We start from the raw sequence: 17,185 nt of genomic DNA, 5'->3' as shown, positions 1-17,185 counted from the left end.
TCCCCACCCCTCATCGCTGTCAGCCCAGATCGACCAGCACGCCGTACTGATACAGCAGCTCCAGGCGCTCGCGCAGGCCTGTCGAGATCGCGATATCAGTGCTCAGCAAACCGCACTCGAGGCTGCGTTCCGCAGCGGCCTTGGAGAAGTTTGCGCTGGTGACCAAGGCTTCGCGGTCATCGACGGTGATCAATTTAGCGTGTTGGACGGCGTAGATGTCGTCTGCGGGTCGCTCAAGAGTCCAGGTCCGCGCCCCAGCAAGCATACCGGCGACCATCTCCGCAGTGTCACGGCGTCGGGCGGTGTCGACCACGACCGTTACGTCCACACCGCGCTTGAGCGCGTTTCGCAGCGCGATCAGGTGCGGTGAACCCCAGCTGGCCGAATATGTCGCGGCATACACCGAACCTTCCGCCCGGTTGATGAGGTCGAGGGCAGCCTTGGTCGTCCGCCCTTCGGCACCAGGCACGTCGCGTGGGTTCGTCCAAACGATGTCTGGACGCGCGACCCGCGGCACCGCCGCTATTCCTTCGAGCGCTGCGACAGCGCAGTCGACGTCTGCATCGCTACCCACGAGCTCCCGCAACAGCATCTTCACTTCGACCTGATTGACGCGGTACGCCTTCTTCGCCGCGAGGTTCGGACGGCGACGCTGCCGGAGATCGGCGGCGATGCGCCCTGCTTCTTCTGATGTGAGTAGCTCCCCCAGCCGCGCGATCGCAGACACTCAGCGCACCTCGACCAGGCTCTCGAGCAGTCCGGTGGTCTTGACCTTCGGATCGTCCACGAGCCCGAGCAACATGCGCCGGTCGAGGAACCGATTGGCCCGCTCACAGCTTGTCTCGCTGAGGAAGAGGCAGAAGTGGCAGGCGGCTCCGTGGAGGAACTCCTCCTTTCCCTCTGGCACTCGGTGACCGCAGATCGGGTCCGAGGAACAGCGCAGTCCCCGACGGAGCGCCTTCCTGGCCAAGTCTTCAAGCTTGTCCGGCTTGGCGAGCTCCACGAGTCCCCCGAGCGTTCCCTCGCTGTCGGACGCTGTCGTGCTGATCAGCAACCCCGCAGCCGGCAGGTGCTCGTCGTCACCCTTCCACGCATAGATCCGTTCCGTGAGGCTCGCCGACCCGTAGCCACTCGACATGGCCGCCTCGCGGATCAACAAATGCGAGAACGTATGAATCGCCCAGTAGCGCGGGGACGGGAACCTATCGTCGGGGTCGAGGTCGTCCGCCGTCCTGCTGGTGCGGCGCTTGAAATTGATGCGGTGCGCCGCCTTGAACCGGCGCCACACCTCCAGGTTCTCGACCGATTCTTCCCATGGAGCGATCACGGATTCGTTGAAGCGCAGGAACACTCCCTCGCCCCGATCCTCGGTGGCTGGTACCCAGGTCGGTCTGCCGTTACGTGTCAACGGCGCGACCCGTTCCCCTGCGTCGTCCATACGGTCGAGCGCGTCGATGCGGGTAAAGCCGATGAAGGCATTGACCTTCTTCAGCTTCTCGACTGCGACGGTCTCGACGACAACGTCCGACAACAGGGAAGGGACGTCGCGCCGTACTGCACGGAAGTCGGCCATACCAGAGTGTCGAGTGTACTTCTGTTCATCAGTCAGGACTGCCCATTCGGGACCGAGAACAGTCCTTGGATCAGCACGCTTCTCGGGTGCCGTCACCACGGTGGGCACCGAGTCCCCCCGGGCAAGCTGCACGGCCTGCCACAGCACGTCGTCGGGTACATCGTCGAACACGTCGGTCTGCGCGATGCTCGACGCCACCATCCGAAACATGCCGACGGCCGATGCATCCTGCGGGCCGTCCAAGGCGGCTCTGGGGAGTGCACGCAGCTCCTGCGCGATCTCCTCCGGCGTCGCGGCTTCTTCACGCGGCAGCGCCAGCAGGCTCAGAGTGGAGGGGAACCACTGGTTGGCCGCGCCGAGCATCATCAAGCGGCCCTGGTGCTCACAGGGATAGAACGCATCGAGATGCGCGTGGCGGCCGCGGCAATACGGGAGCTTGTCTTCCGCCGCGCGCCCGGTCGCTTCCCGCATACCGCGCCGAGAGTCGCAGGAGAGGCACACGAGCTGGACATCCGGACCGATGTTGCTCTTCCACTCCCGCATACGCAGCTGCGGAAATGCGTCGTCGCTCGCGCACGTGCGACCACGGTGTACCCATGCGACGTACGGGAACTCGTCGAGGTGGCCGGCGACACAGGCGATCAGATAGCGCGCCGGAACGACGGCCTGGTCAGCACCACCGCCCTTGCCCTGGAATCCTTTGCATTTCTTGTGCACGAACTTCGCTTGGTCAGGGCGGTAGCGGTTGGTGTTCTGATAGGCGAACAGTTCGTGCGAGACGGGCGCGAGCAGTCCGCAGCCAGTGCAGCGCAGCCATTGCGGGAAGATGCGACTGGGTATGCCGAGGTCGACGGCGTCACTGCCGGCATAGCCCTTCTCCTCTGGAGCCCACGGGGGCTTGCGGAGCCCGCTGACCTGGCCACCGAGGTGGGAGCGGACGAGTTCCAGGAGGCGCCGCTCGAGGATGACGTCGATGATCGGACGGCGGGCGTAGATCCGGTCCCAGGCCTCGAGGCTGTGTGGCATCACGGCGAGGTGTGGCAAGTCGATGGTGGCGCCGATGCCGTTGGTGTAGAGCATCGCCGAGGGGCGGATCGAGCCGACGCGTGCCCGGTTCTTCGGGTTGTTCTGCTCGACGTCGCCCCCCGGGTCCAGCTCGGCGGTACCGACGGTGACCGGTTCGAGTACGACGACGAGCCCGTCGTCCGCGGCCTGCTGAGTCACTGCGAGACCTCCCCGGGGAACTTCCACTCAGGCCGGTCCGGCGGCTCTCTGAAGGCAAGCCGGTCTGGGCTAGGGCTGACCAGCAGGTTGATCTCGGGCTGGACCTCGCGCATGGAGTTGGCGACGACGAACACTCGGTCGGCCTGTTTGGGCAACTTGGTTTCGGGACTGATCAGCAGCGGCCAACCAACCTTGTTCTGCGGTGGACGCTCGTAGAACAGCTGTCCGTTGACCTCCGCTACCTTGTCGTGCCAGCGGTCCAGTCGCTGCAGTAGCTTGAGTCGCATCCGGTCGGCGGCCTCGGGCGTATCCGCCGCCGGGCCCGCACGGTGGACCAACCGCTCGACCAAGTTCTGGACCCTCTGCATCTCGCTGGGCAGCCGCCCGGCACCACCTTCCGTCGACAGCGATCGTTGGCTGACCCGGGCGACGCTCACGAGCACCCCCATCAGGCCCCGCTCCATCGCAGTGTCGGAGTACGGCGTGACACTGAGTGCCTCGACCTGGGCGTAGAAGGTCTCGTGATAGTGCCGGAACTGCTCGAAGTGCGCCATGTCGCGCGGTCGCGACCAGTTCGCCAGCGACACCACGAGCCCGGGCTTCTTCGCGTCACGACCGACACGCGAGGATGCCTGGATGTATTCCGCGGTGTTCTTCGGCTGCCCCACAACGAGCATCAGACCTAACCGAGGCACATCGACACCGACCTGCAGCATCGATGTGGCGAGGACGACGTCGTACGGCTTCTCCCCCCACGGCGGCGGCGTCTTCCCGGCTTCCTTGGCGTCGACTACCGCAGTACGGTGTTCCGCCCGGCCCTGCGTGCTCCAGCGACGACTGAACGGCCGTGACAGCTTGTCGAGAGTCTTGGAGATGTCCTCAGCAGAGATGCGCGAGGTCAGCTCGCCGATCTCCAGGCCTTCCCGGTCGGTTGTGCGGCGGGGGAAGGGCTCGGTGTTGCCCGTGACTCGGATGGTGACGTCGTCGTCGAGGTAGCGCCGCATGCCGGCGAGTTCGCGAACAGCGGAAAAGTAGCCGACGGTCGTCAGGTAGGGATCAGCAGCATCGCCGTGAGTGTCCAGCAGCTTCTGCCCGGCGAGCAGCAGCACTTCGGCGAGCCGGATCTCGGCGAGAGTGAGCCGGATACCGTGGGCGCATACGCCCAGGTACTTCCGCCCGGGGGCACCCTCGGAGACCGGCTTCTCCTCGGAGAAGTAGGTGTAGCGGACGTCGAGCACCTGGGGCGGGAACACGGCGACTCCCCGACCGTAGAGTGCTTCGACCTGCCGATCGGCGTTGGCGACGGTTGCGGTCGAGGCAACTACGAGCGGGCGGATTGTCATGCCTCGGCGCGAGTAGGACGACAACAGGTCGACGGCGTTTTCGAAGGTGCCGACAGCGGTGCCGAGCGCACCCGTGATGAGGTGCAGCTCGTCCTGGATGATCAGGTCAGGTGGCCGGAGTCGATTGACCTTCTGCATGACGACCTTCGGGAGCTTGCCCTTGGCGTTGTGTGATTGCGCTTGCCCACACCCGCCGCGGGCGTCGGGATGCCGGTAGCCGTGGCGGGGACACCACTCGTCGACGTACCCGAACAGACTGCTCGCCTCGCCTTCGCGGGCGAGGCGAGCGAACTTGTCGACGGTGGCGAGGAGAAAAGTAGGCGGGTTGCGGTAGATCTCGTCATCGACGGTGGTGATGGGAAGTCCGCCGTCGGCATCGCCGTCGATGGAGAACGCGCAGTCGCCACTCTTGCGATCGCCGCAGTGGACCCGCACGCGTTCGGTATCGGGGTCGGCGACGACGTCGCGCTTGGGGTCTATCTTGGTGCCACACCAGGGACAGCGCTGGAGCTGGAGCACGGTGAGGCCGTGTGCGCGCCACGAGTTCTCGCCGCGGGCTTCGACGACCTGGCGTTCGGCATCCTTGTAGCGCTTGGGGCTGACGGCGGAACCCACCCAGAGACCGATGCTGAACGGCTTCTCACCCCAGGTCGCGATATCCTCCTGCCGAATCAGCTCAGCGGCGCATACAAGCGCAGCAGCGCGTTGGAACTGCTGCGATGTGAGGAGCCGCAGCGTGTAGCGCATGAGGACAACGACGCCGTCGCCACCGTCGAGTACGCCGTCGTCGGTCTCGACCTTGCCCTGTAACCGCCGGATCGCGAAGCTGTACGCCGCGAGCCCGAGGTAGGCCTCCGTCTTGCCGCCGCCGGTCGGGAAGAACAGCAGCTCGACGTTGGCCGCATCGCCGCTGCGGTAGGGATGCGCCGGATCAGTGAGCGCCGGCAGCTGGAGCAGCACGAACGCAAGCTGGAACGGTCGCCACGATGCAACCGACGGTTCGTCAGGCTCCCGCGCGATGAGTTCGTCGAGGACGTCCTTGATCTTCTTGGACTCGTCGCTGGCCCGGACGGCGGCGACCTGACTGTGGATACGCTGGTCCCGCATGGCTCGGTTCATGAACCAGAACGCTTGCAGCGCCTGCGGATCGCTCTTCAGGAGCTCCATACCTTCGCGGAGTCGCTCCGCGACGACCTCAGCTTCCCCGATCGCGTCTTCAGCAGTCTCCCGCAGGTGCTCGGGCAGCTCGTCCGCGATCGCCTGTTGTCCAGTGAGCCACTCGGAGTACCCGTCGATCAACGGCACGAATGCTGCCTCGGCACCGTCGGCTTCGAGCTCCGCGAGCGCCTTCATCGCCGTGATTGCGTCGGCGGCACCTCCCGGCACGGTCTGGGCCACGTCGGCGGTGGGAAGCCATGTGGTCTCGACCGAAACAGCCCTCCGCACCTGTTCATCGGCGGTCCAGGTAGCCGAACAGGTCCGGCCGATCGCGAATTCCAGCCGATGCCGGTACTGCAGGTCCAAGCGCCGGCGCTCGTCATCGTGCTCGTCGTAATCGTCCTCCATGACATCCCGCGTGGGCAGGAATACAGCCTCGCCACTGTTTGACTCGACCTTCAGCTTGGTCTGGAACAACCAGTCCTTCGGCGGCGCGTCCATGCCGGTAACCCGGTCATTGGAGAGGGCGACCTCGACGATGGTGCGGTCTGTGAGCGGGAACAGCTCGACCCGCAGGGTGACGTCATCGTCGAGCTCGATCGGCTTGAGGATCACGTGCTCGCCGTGATCCTGCACGTCGATCTCGGCCGACCGTTCGCAGGGCGTCCGCTGGGAGTAGAGGATCCTGCGCCCGTCCTCGTTCTCCCGCCGACGGCCTTCGTACCTCCCCCAAACAGCTGTCACAGCAAGCACGCCGCAGTCCCGCGGGACCTGGAACCGCAACCCCATGGACGACGGATGAGTCAGGGCCCCCTTCGGCCCTTCGTCGCGATCTTCGTCGTCGTCGGCCGTTCCGGACTCCTCGTTCGTGTCGACCGGCACCCCCTTTTGCGGCAGGTGCTCCCGGTCGACGTCCGAGATGGCCTCCCCGGTTTCCCCTGGATCCCCTGCATCGTCTTCGGCGGTCGAGGTCGTCAAGACCTCTGCCAGCTCCGGATCGATGGTGACCGGCGCCAATGCCCCGACGTTGTACTGCGCCCGCGGCGTGCCAACGATCTCCTCCTGGGCGCCGTCGCGCGGCCCGAGCAACTCCTGCTCGATGAGTTCGATCAGGTCGCCTCGTACCTGGGTCGACGAAGTGCCAGCCATCAATGAGTCCTCCAACTGTCCACGTACTGCCAATCTGCCACACCGGGCCGACACAAAACCGAGCCGTTCACTCACCGGGCGGGTTGTCACCGAGCGGTCCTGCAATCCGGCCCGTCAGCTGACCGGGTAGCGGCAAAGTCGCTGGCTCAGTTACCGGGGCACCGACACCTACGCGAACAGGACGAGCTTCCCTGCCTCGTCAGCGCCGATCAGATATGCAGGTACCACTACCCCTTACCACCGGCACCCGCACCCGCACCACCTCAGTCCTCTACCTCAAGCAGCTGACCTCAGTCGGGCACATCTTGCCCCTCGGCGCGTGCGCGTTCGTGGTTCAATGCCAGGAGGCGGTCGAGGATCTCGACCCTCGCTGCCGGAGAGACGGTCCAGCGTTCCATCTGGCGGTAGGTGTGGAAGCCGTGATCCAGCGCGAGGTCGTCCCAGCCGTAGGCTTCCATCGTCGCCCTGTCGACTTCGACGTGGATCTCGCGCATCCGGTCGACGTCCACATCACCTTGGACCTCCCGGTCGTTGACCAAGCCGTAGAGCTTGGTCAAGCCGAGTTCGCGACGCAGCATGATCGCACTGCGCTCCATGTCGAGTGTCTGTCCGGCTACCTCCAGGCGGTTGGACGAAGTCGGTCGAGGGAAAGTCTCGAACACATCCGAAGTGGTGTACCTGCTGGCTCCATTAACACTCGACCCCCACCTCATCGCCCAACTCTGGTGGCACGCCGAGCTCAGCACGGCGAGTGTTGCCAAATCCTCAAACACGAACACACCCAAGGAATTGGTGAACACCGCGTCCGACGGAAGCCGAAGTGGCATAATAGTGTCACTTGTGAGTACCAGCGCCAGCACCGACTCCACGGTCGCTAACCCGCTCTGCAACCCGCGCCCACGCTCGGCGAACTGCCACCACCGTTCTCGGTACTGACGCTTCTTTACAGCATCCCGTTTTGGCTTAACCAGCTTTCGCACGCGAGCAAGCGCGAAGGGGTAGTGGGCCTGCACAGTCTCCAGACGCATGTCCGCAAAGTCGATAACGTATGACGATGACCCGGGGACAGACATTGCATTAACGTCGCCCGAAATGAGGGGACGAATCACCGCAGACGAGGCAGGCTCACGCTCCGTCAGGTTTCGAAACTCGTCTCCGTCCAGAACGAACCCCTTGCCGGAAAGGATCGCTCCCATGAATCCGAGCGTCTCGTTCGCTCGGAGGCCGAGCGGGATACCATCGACCCGAGACGCTTGCTCCAGACTTTCGTTGATCCGAGCAACCCAGTCTCCATCGCATCGGCAGGACACATCTTCCCCGAGTGATTGAAGAGTCGCCCAGACAATAGAAATGTGCACGCTCGCCTCAGTCGGCCATTTTCGCCGCTTTCGAGATGAAAAGATCGTCCATCCACAAGCAAGCATCGGCGCCAAAGCAACTCTCCGCGCTTCACCTTCCGACAACGATTCCGAGGCTATCAATCCGATGGACGCCGCTCGGCCAGTCAGCTGACAAACCCGAAGAAACACATACCCGACGAGATCACACTCGCCTGTCCTTCCCGCCGCCAACACGTTCACGAGGAACTCGCGGAAGTTCGATCCTGAGTCACCGGAGATCTTCTTGCCACCTCGGAACGGAGGATTGCCGAGCACTGCATCGAAGCCCCCATGATCCAACATCACGTCAGGAGCTTCAATGACCCAGTGCAACGGTCGCCACCGCGTGTAATCGGTTTCAACCGTAGGCGTCAGTCCCTCTTCGAGGATCACTTCAAGTCTTGCGCGAGCACCTTCGGTGGCACTGCTTCGGGGGAAGGCCGCAGTCAGTGCCCACGCAAGCGCAGCGTATGAATCATCGAGCTTCCTCCCGGCCTTGCCGCCGTGAGGTAGTCCAGCGGCGATGATTCCGTCGGCGATGTCGCGGAGCTCGGACGTGACTTCCTGTGACTGGCGAAGCAGCCGTTCCTTAGCAGCTCTTGAACGCATCGGGTCGTGCTCTACCACTGGGCTGGCAAGGTCCAAGCGGAGTCGAGTCGCCTCAGCAAGCTTGGCGTCGATATCGACCAGCTCGGTGATGAGATCGTTCTCCTTCTCATCAGGATAGATGTGCAGGCGCCTCAGTTGATCAAGGTCGGTGATGCCGAGCAGCGAGTTGCCGCAGAAGATCTTGTCGTCGACAAAGGAGAACGGCTTCGTCGGATCAAGAGAAACTAGCCAGAGGGAAAGCTTGCACATCTCGACGGCCATCGGGTTGATGTCGGCGCCGTACAGACAGCGGGCGATGACCTCGCGGATAGCGCGTTCGTAGGCCCGGTCAGGCTTCGTCTTCTCCTCCCTGGAGATCACATCCTCGGCGGTCCACGCTTCGACGACCCGGTGAGCGAGAAACCTTGCTGCAGCGACGAGGAAAGCGCCGGAGCCGACCGCGACATCGACGACCTTGAGATCGAGGATCGCCGCACTCCCCTTCAACTGCCATTTGTCACGGTCATTCTCCTGCAGCGGTCCTGGTGCGTAGACCAGAGATTCCAACGCGTGCTGGACAACCTCCTCTGCCAGCGAACGTGGCGTGTAGTGGGCGCCAGCGTGTTTGCGCGACGGAGTCTCGGTGACGACCAGGCCACCGACTGGGACCACGAGCGGGATGCCGCGCAGGTCACGCCGAATCAGGGCGCTCCAGTCGACGAGGGAACCGAGAAGAGCCTCGTCACCCCTCACGATGGGGTTGAGTTGGCGGACAGCCTCGGCACGTTGCTCGTCGGTGAGTTCGGCGTCATAAGCCTTGGCGATCTTGGTCGCGGTGGCCAGCTTTGCGGACGGCTGGTCGTCTTTCACCCAGTCGCGGAGCGCCGTGGCGAAGGACTTGCCGTCCGGACTGGCAACATACAGCTCGCGCAAGGTGGCTGCATCGATCTCGGGCTCTTCGCCGTCCTTGCCGTCGAGACCGATGACGACCTCGTTCTCCACGGTCGTGCAGGTATAGCCGAGAAGGCCTTCGTAGATGTAACCGATCTGCTCAACGTCGACATCGCGGAAAGAGATGCGGCGGCGTTCGCCTCGGACAACCGCTTCCTGGACCGACTTCAAGACGTGGAGCATGACGCGGTCGCTGACCTTGATGCGTATACCGGTGTCATCGGTCGCCATCAGCCAGGGGAATCGCTCAGGGTCGAGCAGGCTGCCACCGTAAGCGGGCATCCGCATCTCGTCGTGGTTGACGCCACTGTGCAGGGCGTTGCTGACAGCAAGCAAGCGGTGCCAGGTGTCGTAGGTCTCGTCGAGGAGCTCCTCGCCGTGGGCGGCACGCTTCTGCAGATCGTCGAGGACATCACGGATCGCGTAGGAATCCCAGTAGAGCCGCTCCCCTGGGAGCACCCCGCGCTCCTCGGCAAAGAGCAGAAAGACCACGCGCATCATCACGGTGACGGCAGCCTGATAGACGTCGTCCCCCTCAGGTAACGGTTCAGGCTCTCCGACCGCCCGAGTCTCCAATCTAGCTCGGGAGAAGGAGCCGACAAGGAGCTCAACGGCCCTCCGAACCTGGGTGCCGAGGGCTTCGGTGATCTCCTCAGCCTCAAGCTCACTGCGTTCGAGCAGCTTCGAAAGGCGCTCATCGGGATTCTTGGCGCGGAATCGGCGCTGGTCGATCAGGGCGAGAAAGGCGTCGCGGACCAGGTGCTCTTCGCCCCACGTCGCGGAGTCAGTGACCGCAGACCCGGTCGGCTTGTCGTGGTGTGCCCAGACAATGGCCCACCAACGGCCGTCGGTCACAATGCCGATCTCCACGTCCGCCTTGCGTAGGAGCGTGGCCGTGCGGTCTATCTCGGTGGCGGACCAGCCGTCGAGGCCGGTCCCCCGGAGGTCATCGCTCGGCTCGACGATGCGGAGCAGGGCCACGTGGTCGGTGTCACGGCCTTTGAGGGCACCGGCCGGACGAATGTGAATCTGCTCGCCCGGCGAGTGAATTTCGAGGTCAGATGAAAAATCTGCTGCGGGGACGCGGAGACCACCCCAGTCGGCCAACTGATCGAGGACTGTGTCGATCCAAGCGCGGGTGATCTCGGCGTACTCGTCGCGGTTGTCGAGAGTAAGGGCGTCATAGGCGCGCAACCAGTCGGCGTACGTCTGTTTGAATGTGATGGCGCGGTCGCCGATATCCCCGAGCCGGTCGACGCCGGTGGGCCAGACCGACTTCACCACCGGAAGGCTCAGGAACGGCCCTTCTGTCTCGAACTGATCGAGCCAGGAGTGGTCAACATCGGTCTTGCGACGCTTGCTCATCGAATGGTCACTTCCCCGGAGTTGGCGTCCTCGGGTGAGAGCGCGAAGACCACGGCGGCGTGGAACGTGCGGGGTCGGATGTCGGCGTACCGTGCGTCGACAGCAGCCAGTTCGCGTTCACGTTCATCTCCGAGAGCCTCGATACGTTCGCGGATCTGGCGTAGATCACGTTCGGACTGACGGCGTTCGTCGTCGAAGAGGACTAGCTGGTCATCGTCGGCGAGCTGCTTCGCCTGGCGCAACGCCTCAGTCAGGGTGTGGCCGAATCGATCGAAGATCACCTTCACTCGGCCACGGTCGGCTTCATGGCGCTCGGCGAGCCGCTGTTCGACGTCGCGCTGCCGCCGTACAACGCGGTCCTCGACAGCACGGACGACGCGAGCGCGGAGGCCGTCGGCGTCGTCGCTGTTCCATGCGTCGGCGAGCTGTCGGGTGACGGACTCAGATGGCTGCTGGAGCATGTCGGCATCCAGCGCCTGCTCCAGCAGCACCTCAGCCTTCCGCTCGCCCACTGCTTGACGCTTGGCGAGGCGAGTACCAGCCAGGAAGACCTCCTCGTGGAGCCGGAGTCCGGCCTCACCGATCAGGACCATGCGCGTGACCGCAGCGGCGAAGGACTCCTCAAGGCCAGGGACAACCACAGCGGTCACTCGCGCGAGGGAGCGCTCGGTGCCCCAGAGTGCAGCGCGAAGCCGCTTGGTGGCTCGTTGGAGGAGTGGACTGCCGAGGTGTTGGTAGACCACGTTCGGATCGCCACCGTCGTCGGCAGGCGCGAGGACTTTCGGGTCGAAGGCGATCGGGCGGAGATTGTCGGGATCGAGCCGCGTACTCAGTCGGCGGGTGACCTGGTCCCAGGACTGATCGAGTGATGGAAGTCGGAAAACCGGCACGTCGGTGTGGCCCGAACCGACCTCCTCCAGCGGCGGCATGCGATCGAGCTCGAAGGCAGTCTCGACGACGCGCTGCAAATTCGCCGGGCGCAGGTGGAGAGAGTCGCGACTGGAGTTGAGCTCGTCGGCGAGCTTCGTGAGTTCGGCACCCATCCCCCGGCCCCCGGCGAGCATGGCACCCATCGGGTCCGTTTCAGCTTTCGCCTTCTTCGGGATCACCTCGACACCACCGAGCTGGCGCTGGATGTCCGGTGCGATGATCTCGTTGGCCGAGCCGAGGTCCTTCATGATCTGCGAGACCTTGGTGGCCACCCTTGCGAGGAGGTCGACATCCGCTGCCAAGTCACCATCGGCTACGACGGGCCGGAAATGACGAATCTCCGGCGCGATGTTCTGGCCGTAGCGGTCGATGCGGCCGATCCGCTGTTCGAGCCGATTGGGATTGAACGGGATGTCGAAGTTGACCAACCGGTGGCAGTGGTTCTGCAGGTCGATACCCTCTCCGGCTGCGTCCGTGGCGAGCAGGATGCGGATGCACTCTTTGGCCGGGTCTTCGTTGAAGCGCTCACGGATCAGCTCGCGCTGCTCAGCGTCCGTGCTGCCGGCGATGACGTCGATCCGGCTAGCTTCCCAGCCCTTCTGACGAAGGATGTCGCGTATCCAGTCGAGTGTGTCGACGTACTCGGTGAAAACCACTACGCGCTCGTTGGTCCACTCGCCATCCGGCCGACAGACCGATACGAGGTAGGTGAGTAGCGACTCGAGTCGGGCATCGGGACTGGCGTCGTACTTGTGGCCCCAAGTACTCAGCCATTCGAGGTCCTGCTTGTCCTCGTCGGTGAGCGGCGGCAGGGCGTTCTTGGTCTTTTGCAGTGTCTGCGTTTCCGGTTGTTCGACCCTGCCCTCCTCGGTCTCGTCAGCATCAAGGCCGACGATCTCGTCATAAAGTCGGTCGAAGTCGTCCGGCAGGCCGCCGGTGCGGGTCTGTCGATAAACATCGAGAGTCCTGGCAAAGGCGACTGGCGAGGAGAAGAACCTCTTTTTCAGCAGCAGCGTCGCTATGTCCTTAGCGGTGCGGCTTCTGCTGGTGTCGGCGACAGCCTTGTCTCGACGCTTGGTGAACGTCAGGAGACGTTCGTACGCCTCGGACTCACTTCTGGCTGGTTCATAGAGCAGTGCCGCGACCTCACGCTGGACGAAGCGTCCTTTGATGTCTCGCTTGAGGCGACGTACGGCGACCTCTTCAAGTACCTTCTCGTCAAGTGTGGTGCCCCGGACAAAGCGCTGCGGATCGATCATTTCCAGCAGCGCGGTGAAGGACTCGGTGTAGCCGTTGTGGGGCGTAGCCGAAAGGAAGAGGCGGTGCTCGCTCCGTTCGGCTAGGTCGCGGACTGCGATGGTGCGCTGGGAGTCGACGGCATATCCCCGGGCGCGACCGACCTTGTCGCGCCGCATGGGCGCGCTCGGGGCAACGTGGTGGGCCTCGTCGACGACGAGGACATCGTAGGCGAACCGGGAGGCGCCGCGCTCGTAGGTGTGGAAGGCGTCGCGGAGCTGGCGCTGAGCCCGCGCACCTGGGAGCCAGGACATCGAGACGATGATGCGTGGGAAGAGTGTGAACGGATTCGCGTGGACACCGTGGCTGCGACGGACCTCACGCATCGTGTCGGAGTTGATGATGGTGAAGTCGAGGCCGAACTTCTCGGCCATCTCTTTCTGCCATTTGAAGGTCAGACCGGCCAGGCAGACCACGATCGCAGTGCGGGCACGATGCCGCAGGAAGAGCTCCTGCATGACCAGGCCCGCCTCGATGGTCTTGCCGAGGCCGACATCGTCGGCCAGGAGAAGGTTGACTCGTGGAGCACGGATCGCGCGCACAAGCGGCTCGAGCTGGTAGTGCTCGATCTTCGCGCCGGAACGGAACGGGGCTTGGAGCGTATTGTCATCCGCACTGGTCACCGCACCCCACCGGAGCGCGTCGACGAATGCTGCCAATCGGACGGGGTGGTCGAACCGCTCAGCGTCGATGTCAGTAGGGAGATTTTGGGGTGGCGTCAGGCTACGGCCAGGCTCGAGCTCCCAGACGACCCGAAGCTCGGCCCCGAGGCGATCGTCCTCGACCGACTGGAGACTCACGGCGTGCTGCAACTGCTGCACCGCGTCATCCTGCGCGCTACGCGGCAAGCTCTGCTGTTGCACACCGGTCACTGCCCAGTTGGCGCCCCGTACATTGACGATCTGGCCCGGCTCGGGCACTGCCGTCACAACTCCACGGCCTTCCTCAGCTGTCACAAACCCGACTCTATCGATGAAGACCGACCTCCCGGACCCGACACCCTGACCAGCCGCCTCCAACACGTCGCCCGCTGAGTGGCCGGATCTGCCGGGCTTCCTACCGCGGCTGCGAATTCCGCCTGGACGTGGTCAAAGCCCTCTGGCCTCTGGCACGACCAGCGGCATGACTGCTGAAGCCTGTCGGGTGGCATTCCCCGCAGATGACCTCGTTGGCCTCCAGGCTCTGCTACGACACCACGGCACACCGTTGGTAGGTCGCCGCCTTGCCAAGCACCTTGTTCAGTCGGTAGCCGGAACTCAGCCGGAGTCAGTCGATGCCGAACAGATCCGTCGGTGTCAAGGTCGAAGATCGAAATCTGACGGCTGCACGGCGCTTCACGTTCCGGCCGATCCAGCGCGTCGACGACATGCCGCGCGACCACACCGGGCATGTCGGTGAACGGTCCGGATGAGAGTTCGCGCCGAGCCAGCGACAATCTCGTCATATGTGACCTCGTTGTCGAAAGCCTGTCTGGCGATAACCGCGTCGATGACTGCCAGTGCGAGCGTCACGACGTCATAATCGTGTGCCCCCATGATTGGCTGGTGTGCGCGGCGGCCGCTGGCCGAGTGTGTCGAAGTGCCGAACGACTCGTCGAGCACGGCGCATCCCACAGCCGAGACATCACCATAACTTTCCCCTCAGTGTGCCGATACGATCGCAAATCAACACCGATAGTGGGCGCGACATCACTTCGCCCATCTGCGCCCAAGCATTGAACAACTCGCTACTTGATGTGGCGGATCAGTTTCTACGTTCAGTTATCTCACCTCTCCGCCCAGCCCGACGTCAGCTCATGCCACGTCCTCGGACGTCCGCCAGACCATCACGACAAGCCGACTAGCCCTGCATACGAAGTACGTAGCCGGTCGGCCCTGCCGAGCGGGGGACCGCGACCGCAGCGAAAAGCTGACTGACTTGAACGTCGAGCTGGGCACTGACCGCGGAGTCTCCCGCCACCATGACACGTTCGGTATGCATTGTCGTGCGGTATCCGTCTCGGTTGCCGGGTTTCCTTTCGCGACCGCGCCGATACGACGGCCGCCGAACGAATCGAAAAAACATGGAACGGCGACATAACACCACTGGCTGACACGGCGCGAACCCTGGCCGATACACACTCCACTGGGCACAACTTCGACTCCTGCATGGTGGCCGGGGGGAGAGAGGCGGAGACCAGAACAGCGCCCTCGACAACACCGTTCTCAATGCGTCGACAGACGTCGCGGCTGGTTTCCCAAACCATGACCTACCCGATCAGCGGCCCGCGGGACGTCCGTCCGGGTCCGTCATCGTGATGGCGCCACCCCGCGCCTGCAGGACCACGTCGGCACGGTACTTGCCCTCACCGAGGGCGGCGAGATTACCGAGACTGACCATCCGCGTGGTGCCGCCGTCACGGTCGAACACCAGCAGATTGCCGTCCTGGACGTAATCGCCGCCATGGGTGCCATCACCCTCGACCGTGACCGGCCTGCCGATTTCCCGCTCGATCCGCGCGCCGGAAGCGGGGCCGGTGAGGACCTGCACCGACGTCCAGTCGCCGGGCGCCAGTTCCTTGAGCGGCCGCGAGCCGCCTGACCTGGCGAGCTCGCCGATTGTCTTCTCCAGGCCTTCGTCGAATTCCACTGTCGCTCCCGGGGTGCCCGTGCCGCAGCCCGCCATGAAGGCGAGGAGGGTGAGCAGGATCGCTGTCAATCGCATGGTCAGTATTGGTCCGGAGTCGCCGACGGTTCGCCGGGGTCGTGGTCGTCGTTGCGCCCTGGATTGTCCGTGGGCCAGGGCTTGTTCTTGGTTTCGCGGGTCTCACCGGGAGGCGGATCGTTGGAAGATACCACTGTGTCGTTCTTGTCGATGACCACCATTTTGCCGTCCTTGACCGCTTGTTCGACCAGGGTCGCCAGCTGCTCGGGGCTGGCGTCGGGGTTGGCTTTGGCGATCGAGCGGCCGACTTCGTTGTTGTGCAGGTCCATGGCCACCGGGACGTGGTGGCTGGTCGGGTTCCGCTCGTGCGCCGTGGCGAAGTCGCGGGCCCATTCCTCTCCGTACCGCTGTGTCATCATCGCGTTCCAGTAAGCATGGCGAAAAGCGTCGGCGTGTCCGTCGGTCAAACCCTTACCCTCGAACTTACCCTCCGCGACATGTAAGGCGTCTTGCCGGATTTCCGCGAATTCCTTGAGCCCGAGCAATCCTTTGCGCATTTGCAGATCGTCGAGCAACTTGGCCTCGGCCTGGGTGACCTTCTCCTTCTTGAAACCCGCCTGTTCCGCGATCCAGCCGGTCAGACCGCTCGGCCACACTGTCGTGCCGTCCGTCTTGACCTGGTACTTCGAGAGAAGATCACGGTGCCGCTGTTCGTCCGCGATGCGGTCTTCGCCTGCCGCGGCGGCCGCGGCCAGTGTTGTCGCACCGGCGTCACCGATCTCGCCTGCCAAGATTCGCTTGAGCACGGAGTTCAATTCGGTGTCGATCTCACCGGCTCGAGCCAAGATGGCTTCCACCTCGACCTGCAAGAGCACGCTGGAGAGAAACCCAGTGGCGTTTTCAGTCTCGACGACTTTGCCATTGTCGATCCGGAAACCGTTCTTGGCGGCGAAGTCCTCGGTCGTCTCGAGACTACGCACCAAATCGCGCACAGCCTGCTCAGTGTCATCGATGATCTTCACGGCCGCGGACAATCGCGAGGCGAGATCCTCGAGTTCCTGGCATCGGGCACGAAGACTCTCAGCCGCCGCGTCCGCTGCTTCCCCGGCCCATCCGGAAGGCTTGGCGCCGTCGATCTCGTCTTGTAAGCCGAGCACCTGCCGGTTCTGCGCTGCCAAATGATCACCGATCTGTCCTATCCCGTCAGCCTTCCATTGGCTGACATCGGCCCAGGTGACCATCAATTACCGCCAGCCCCATCGATTCCCTGCTCACTGGCGCCATCTCGAGCCCGGTACGCAGTCGCGGCAGTGGTCAGCGATGCCACGTAGGAATCCACACCCTTCGCCCAGACGTCGATGGAGCTCTCCCAATGCGGGCCGAGCTCAGCAGCGGTCTTTGCGGACTCAGTACCGGTCAATGCGCCAGAAAGCGCAGTCACCCTCTTCAGATCCAGCTCACGCACGATTCCCGCGGCTCGCTTCGCCTGTTCGGCCGCGGCGCGCAGGGTTTTCGGATCAACGTCGAACCCCGTCATCTATCCCTCCCCTGCTTGAGGCTACTTGTCCTGTTTGGGGGGTTCAACC

At 63.9% G+C, this 17,185-nt stretch carries 8 protein-coding genes; all 8 read right to left on the bottom strand.

Annotated features, from left to right (window positions below; genetic code table 11):
* Positions 1-19 precede the first annotated feature (19 nt).
* Entirely contained in the window at positions 20-727 is a 708-nt protein-coding gene (gene drmC / locus ACM6LR_RS38305) for a DISARM system phospholipase D-like protein DrmC (RefSeq protein ID WP_414945542.1), read from the bottom strand.
* Entirely contained in the window at positions 728-2,797 is a 2,070-nt protein-coding gene (drmB, locus tag ACM6LR_RS38300; RefSeq protein WP_414945541.1) for a DrmB family protein, read from the bottom strand.
* Positions 2,794-6,447, bottom strand: coding sequence for a DISARM system helicase DrmA (gene drmA, locus ACM6LR_RS38295; RefSeq protein ID WP_414945540.1), 3,654 nt, complete (start codon positions 6,445-6,447; stop codon positions 2,794-2,796). The genes drmB and drmA overlap by 4 nt, the downstream gene beginning before the upstream one ends.
* Positions 6,448-6,737: 290 nt before the next feature.
* Entirely contained in the window at positions 6,738-10,730 is a 3,993-nt protein-coding gene (locus ACM6LR_RS38290) for an Eco57I restriction-modification methylase domain-containing protein (protein WP_414945539.1), read from the bottom strand.
* Positions 10,727-13,912, bottom strand: a complete 3,186-nt coding sequence (gene drmD / locus ACM6LR_RS38285) for a DISARM system SNF2-like helicase DrmD (RefSeq protein WP_414945538.1) — start codon at positions 13,910-13,912, stop codon at positions 10,727-10,729. Before drmD ends, ACM6LR_RS38290 begins: the two co-directional genes overlap by 4 nt.
* A gap of 1,300 nt (positions 13,913-15,212) precedes the next feature.
* The gene (locus tag ACM6LR_RS38280; protein WP_414945537.1) at positions 15,213-15,659 is read right to left on the bottom strand and encodes a hypothetical protein; all 447 of its coding nucleotides are present in this window, start codon (positions 15,657-15,659) and stop codon (positions 15,213-15,215) included.
* Between the two features lie 2 nt (positions 15,660-15,661).
* Positions 15,662-16,840, bottom strand: coding sequence for a DUF6973 domain-containing protein (locus ACM6LR_RS38275; protein ID WP_414945536.1), 1,179 nt, complete (start codon positions 16,838-16,840; stop codon positions 15,662-15,664).
* On the bottom strand, positions 16,840-17,136 hold the full coding sequence (locus ACM6LR_RS38270; protein ID WP_414945535.1) for a hypothetical protein: 297 nt from the start codon (positions 17,134-17,136) through the stop codon (positions 16,840-16,842). The genes ACM6LR_RS38275 and ACM6LR_RS38270 overlap by 1 nt, the downstream gene beginning before the upstream one ends.
* Between the last annotated feature and the right edge of the window lie 49 nt (positions 17,137-17,185).

It is taken from the genome of Amycolatopsis sp. cmx-11-32, from assembly GCF_047608695.1.
In the GTDB taxonomy this organism is placed as follows: Bacteria; Actinomycetota; Actinomycetes; order Mycobacteriales; family Pseudonocardiaceae; genus Amycolatopsis.
Note: the sequence above shows the minus strand (reverse complement) of the source record. Positions and strands in the feature narration are given on the sequence as shown.